Source organism: Sandaracinobacteroides sp. (genome assembly GCF_057137845.1).
This window is the reverse complement of record NZ_DBNHFX010000005.1, coordinates 1-6,399: the sequence shown is the minus strand read 5'-3', so window position 1 is coordinate 6,399 and position 6,399 is coordinate 1. Positions and strand designations below refer to the sequence as shown.

Here is a 6,399-nt window from a genome sequence, read left to right as displayed (position 1 = left end):
TTCACAACCGTCCGGGTGACGGAGTTGTGGATGCCGCCGCGCTTGCCGGTAAGCTGGCTGCCCGGAGTGTTCACGATCTTTTCCTGCGCGTGGTACATGAAGATCGTGCCCTCCTTCATGCGCTGGCTGACGACGGCGCGGGCGGTGATTGCACCGTTCACGTTGAACACCTCGACCCAGTCATTGTCGACGAGGCCTGCCTTCTTCGCGTCCACTTCCGAGATCCACACCACCGGGCCGCCCCGGTTCAGGGTCAGCATCAAGAGGTTGTCGGTGTAGGTCGAGTGGATGCCCCATTTCTGGTGCGGGGTGATGAAGTTCAGCACGACATGCGGTTCGTTCGCGCCAAGCGCATGGGTGATGTTGGCGCCCACGGTCTTGAGGTCGACCGGAGGCCGCCACGTCACAAAGCCTTCACCGAACGCGCGCATCCATTCGTGATCCTGATAGATCTGCTGGCGGCCGGTGACGGTGCGCCACGGGATCAGTTCATGCACGTTGGTCCAGCCGGCGTTGTAGGACACGTTTTCGCTCTCGATACCCGACCATGTGGGCGACGAGATGATCTTGCGCGGCTGGGCGGCGATGTCGCGGAAGCGGATCTTCTCGTCTTCCTTGGTTTCGGCCAGATGCTTGTGGTTGCGGCCGGTGATCTGGCCCAGTGCATCCCACGCCTTCACGGCAACTTCACCGTTGGTTTCCGGCGCAAGCATCAGCACCACTTCGGCGGCGTCGATCCCGGTGTCGATCCGGGCCATGCCCTTGGTGACGCCTTCTTCGACCACCGTGCCGTTCAGTTCTTTCAGGTGGTGCACTTCGTGCTTGGTATCCCAGGCGATGCCCTTGCCGCCGTTGCCGATCTTTTCCATCAGCGGCCCAAGTGCGGTGAAGCGCTTGTAGAGGTTGGGATAATCCCGCTCCACCTCGATGTAGGCGGGCGCCGTCTTGCCGGGGATCAGATCACATTCACCGCGCTTCCAGTCAGCGACGATGTTCTGCGCCAGTTCCGCTGGCGTGTCGTGCTGGTGCGGCCATTGCACAACGTCGGTTTCGACACCCAGCGTGCCCGGCGCAACTTCCGAGAACTTCTTCGCGATCGCCTTGAAGATTTCCCAGTCGGTCTTGGATTCATACGCCGGATCGACCGCCGCCTGCAGCGGGTGGATGAACGGGTGCATGTCGGACGTGTTCAGGTCGTCCTTTTCGTACCAGCTTGCCGTTGGCAGCACGATGTCGGAATAGACGGCCGTCGTCGACATGCGGAAGTCCAGCGTGACCAGCAGGTCCAGCTTGCCTTCGGGCGCCTCGTCGCGCCAGACGGCTTCGACCGGCTTCACCCGGCCTTCCTCGCCAAGGTCCTTGCCCTGCATGCCATGGTCCGTGCCAAGCAGGTGGCGCAGGAAATATTCATGCCCCTTGCCCGACGAACCCAAAAGGTTCGAGCGCCAGACGAACAGGTTGCGCGGCCAGTTTTCGGGCGCATCCGGGTCTTCGCAGCTCATTTGCAGTTCGCCGGACTTCAACCGTTCGGCCACATAGTCCTTGGCGGCGACGCCGGCGGCCTTGGCCGCGCGGCCGACTTCCAGCGGGTTGGTCTTCAATTGCGGCGCCGATGGCAGCCACCCCATCCGCTCGGCACGGATGTTGTAGTCGATCAGGCTCAGCTTTTCCCAGTCGCCGTCAGGGGCAGTCGGAGACAGCAGTTCCTTCGAGGTGACCGTTTCATAGCGCCACTGGTCGGTGTGGGCATACCAGGCCGACGTGCCGTTCATGTGGCGCGGCGGGCGCGCCCAGTCGAGCGCGAAGGCAAGCGCGGTCCAGCCGGTCTGCGGGCGGAGCTTTTCCTGCCCGACATAGTGCGCCCAGCCGCCGCCGGATTGCCCGACGCAGCCGCACAGCACCAGCATGTTGATGACCGCGCGGTAGTTCATGTCCATGTGGAACCAGTGGTTCATACCGGCGCCGATGATGACCATGGAACGGCCGTTGGTCTTTTCGGCGTTGTCGGCGAACTCGCGGGCGACCTGGACGATCTTGTCGCGGCGGACGCCGGTGATGCGTTCGGCCCAGGCGGGCGTGAACGGCACATCGGCGTCATAGTCCTTGGCGACATGCTCTCCGCCGAAGCCGCGATCGAGACCGTAGTTCGCGCAGAGCAGGTCGAATACTGTGGCGACCAGCACTTCCTCGCCGCTCGCCAGCTTCATGCGCTTGGTCGGGATGTTCCGGTTCAGCACTTCGCCACGGTCGTCGATCTCGAAGCCGTTGGTGGCGGCGCCGCCGAAATAGGGGAAGGCAACCGATGCGATTTCGTCATGGTTGTCGGCGAGGCTGAGGCGCAGGCTCACGTCGCGCCCGCCGGCCTTCTGTTCGAGGTTCCACTTGCCGGATTCACCCCAGCGGAAACCGATCGAACCGTTCGGCGCCACAACATCGCCGGTGCCGTCGTCGATGCCGACGGTCTTCCAGTCGGGGTTGTTGGCTTCGCCCAGAGCGCCGTCGAAATCGGCTGCGCGCAACTGCCTGCCCGGAATCAGCCGGTCACCCTTCCGGTCGAGGCGGACCAGCATCGGCATGTCTGAGTAGCGGCGGCAGTAATCGTCGAAGTAGGGCACCTTCCGGTCGAGGTGGAACTCGCGGAGGATGACATGGCCGAACGCCATGCCGAGCGCGGTGTCGGTGCCCTGCTTGGCGTTGAGCCAGATGTCGGCGAACTTTGCTGCTTCCGAATAGTCGGGGCAGACGACCGCGCTTTTGGTGCCCTTGTAGCGGACTTCGGTGTAGAAGTGTGCGTCGGGCGTGCGCGTTTGCGGCACGTTCGAGCCCCAGAGGATCAGGTAGCCGGAATTGTACCAGTCGGCCGATTCCGGAACGTCGGTCTGTTCGCCCCATGTCTGCGGGCTGGCGGGCGGCAGGTCGCAATACCAGTCGTAGAACGACATGCAGGTGCCGCCGAGCAGCGACAGGTAGCGCGCGCCCGCCGCATAGGAAATCATGGACATGGCAGGGATCGGCGAGAAGCCGAACACCCGGTCGGGACCGTATTTTTTCGTGGTGAAGGCGTTGGCCGCAGCGACGATCTCGGTCACTTCGTCCCAGCTTGCGCGGACGAATCCGCCCTTGCCGCGAATGCGGGTGTAGCTTTCGCGTGCCGCCGGATCATTCTGGATCGACGACCATGCCTCGACCGCGCTCATGGTGCGGCGCTTTTCCCGCCACATCCGCATCAGCCGCCCACGGACCAGCGGGGTCTTCACCCGGTTCGCGCTGTAGAGATACCAGCTATAGGAAGCACCGCGCGCACAGCCGCGCGGTTCGTGGTTGGGAAGGTCGGGCCGGGTGCGCGGATAATCGGTCTGCTGGGTTTCCCAGGTGACGATGCCCGACTTCACATAGATCTTCCACGAGCAGGAACCGGTGCAGTTCACACCGTGGGTCGACCGGACGATCTTGTCGTGCTGCCAACGACGCCGATAGGCATCTTCCCAGTCGCGGTTTTCGATCGTCGTCTGCCCATGTCCGCCGGCGAAAGTGTCTTTTCGAAGCGATTTCAGGAAGTTCAGGCGATCCATAAGCTGGCTCATGGTGTGCTCCTCAATAGTCAGGCGGGTAGGGCGGCAGGCTGTGCACGGCCGCGTTCGATATCATGCAACAGGCCGCCCTTGCGAGTGTAAACCACCCAGGTGACAGCGAGGCATATGACGTAGAAGCCAAGGAATAGCCACAGCGCCAGGATGGGCGAACCCGTCATCGCGATGGAACTGCCATAGGCCTTGGGGATGAAGAAGCCGCCGTAACCGCCGATCGCGCTGGTGAAGGCGATGATCGCGGCGCTTTCGCGTTCGGCCTGCCGGTTGCGGGACACGAGGTCGAGATCGGGGGCGAGGCGCTGCATGTCGGTCCGCATGATCACGGGGATCATCTGGAAGGTCGAGGCATTGCCGACGCCGGTGAAGAAGAACAGCGCCATGAAGAAGGCGAAGAAGCCGATGAACGAGGCGTTCCCCAGCGCCCAGATCACACCGACAACTGCCGCGATCATGCCGACGAACACCCAGAAGGTGACGCGCGCGCCCCCCATCCTGTCGGCCAGCCAGCCGCTGCCGGCGCGGCTGAGCGCCCCGATCAGCGGCCCGAGGAACACGAACTTCAGCGCATCGACTTCGGGGAACACCAGCTTCGAGAGCAGCGGGAAACCGGCCGAATAGCCGATGAAGCTGCCGAACGTGCCGACATAGAGGACGCACATCACCCAGTTGTGCCTGCGCGAGAAGATGACGGCCTGCTCGCGGAAGCTGGATCGCGCATCGGCGATGTCGTTCATGCCGAGCCATGCCAGCGCCGTCGAGGCGAGGATGAACGGGACCCAGATGAAGCCGGCGTTCTGGATCCATACCTGCCCGCCATCGGCCAGTTGCTGCGCCGGCCCGCCGACGGCGCCGAACATGCCCATGGTGACGACGATCGGCACCAGGAACTGCATCAGCGACACGCCGAGATTCCCAAGCCCGGCGTTCAGCGCCATCGCGTGGCCCTTTTCCGAACGGGGGAAGAAGAAGGCGATGTTCGCCATCGACGAGGCGAAGTTGCCGCCGCCGAAGCCGCACAGCAGCGCCAGCACCGCAAAGATCACATAGGGGGTTTCAGGATTCTGGACAGCATAGCCGATGCCGATCGCCGGGATCAGCAGCGAGGCGGTTGAAATCGTCGTCCACAGCCTGCCGCCAAAGATCGGCACCATGAAGCTGTAGAAGATACGCAGCGTGGCGCCAGAGAGCGCCGGCAACGCCGCCAGCCAGAACAACTGGTCTTCGCCGAAATCGAAACCGATCGCAGGCAGCTTCGAGACGACGATCGACCACACCATCCAGACCGCAAACGCAAGGGTCAGCGCCGGGATGGAGATCCAGAGGTTCCGCCTTGCGATCGAACGGCCCTTGTCGGCCCAGAACTGCGGCTCTTCCGGGCGCCAGTCCTCGATTACATGTGGCATCACGGTGACTTCGGGATCGTGCACTTCCTGCAGTTCGGGGAAGTTCGGCAGCCGGTCGAGGGCGGCGCCATGAGCCTGGCGCTCCATCGCACGGATCGACAGGTGCATCCAGGTCATCGACACCAGAACGATCAGGAACAGCAGCACGAACGACGAAGTCCAGATGCCGGTGACGTCGAGGAGGACGCCGAACACGATCGGCAGGATGAAACCGCCGAGGCCGCCGATCATGCCGACGAGACCGCCGACGGCACCCACATGGTTCGGATAATAGACCGGGATGTGCCGGAACACCGCCGCCTTGCCGAGGCTCATGAAGAAGCCGAGCGCAAACGTTGTGGCGACGAAGGGCCAGAGATCCATTTCGGTGGCGAAGTGGATCGGACCGTTCTTGCCGCGGATCACATATTCCGTCGGCGGATAGGACAGCATGAACAGCAGCAGCAGCGAGAAGCCGAACGTCCAGTACATGACCGAACGTGCGCCCACCCGGTCGGACAGCATGCCGCCATAGGCACGGAATATGCTGGCGGAAAGGCTGAACGCGGCCGCGGCCATGCCTGCCGTCTTCACGTCGATCCCGTAAACTTCCACGAGATAGTGCGGCAGCCACAGCGCCAGCGCCACGAAACCGCCGAAGACGAAGAAGTAATAGAGGGCGAAGCGCCAGACCTGAAGCTTCTTCAGCGGGGCGAACTGTTCGGCAAGGGTAGGGGCCGCGACACCGTCGGCCCGGCGCCGGGCGAAATCCGGATCATCGCGCGCCAGCAGGTAATAGAGCACGCCCATCACGATGATGACCGACGCCCAGACCTGTGCCACGCCCTGCCAGCCGGCGGCGATCAGCACGAACGGCGCAAGGAACTTGGTTACGGCCGCGCCGACGTTGCCCATGCCGAAGACGCCAAGCGCAGTTCCCTGCTTTTGTTGCGGAAACCATTTCGACACATAGGCGACGCCGATGATGAACGAGCCGCCGGCAAGGCCGACGCCAAGCGCCGCAAACAGGAACCCGGCATAGGTGCTGGCGAAGGTAAGCGCCCATGTGGCAATGCCGGCCAGAACCATCTGCACCGAAAACACCAGACGGCCGCCGTAGCGTTCGGTCCAGACGCCGAGGAACAGCCGCGTCAGCGAGCCGCTGAGCACAGGCGTGGCGATCAGCAGGCCGAACTCTGATTCCGTCAGGCCCAGCTCGTCCTTGATGGACAGGCCGATGATGGAAAAGATCGTCCAGACTGCGAAGCACAGCGTAAACGCGATGGTGCTGAGCCAGAGGGCTCGTTGCTGTTCGAATGGGCTTGGCGCTGCAAGGTCCGTCATGGGTTTCTCTCCGCGCCGCGATGAGGCGGCATGATAGGGCGCCCCACAACCACGGGCAATGGATATGGTCTTTGATATGAATC

2 protein-coding genes are annotated in these 6,399 nt (G+C 63.2%); both read right to left on the bottom strand.

All coding sequences use genetic code 11. The annotated features are described in order from the left end of the window. Nucleotides 1-3,584, bottom strand: a 3,584-nt coding sequence (locus AC16JP_RS00165) for a nitrate reductase subunit alpha (RefSeq protein ID WP_484338577.1), incomplete at its 3' end; no start/stop codon positions are given. Between the two features lie 17 nt (nt 3,585-3,601). After that, complete coding sequence (locus AC16JP_RS00160; protein WP_484338576.1) at nt 3,602-6,316, bottom strand: nitrate/nitrite transporter; 2,715 nt, start codon at nt 6,314-6,316, stop codon at nt 3,602-3,604. Nucleotides 6,317-6,399: the final 83 nt, after the last annotated feature.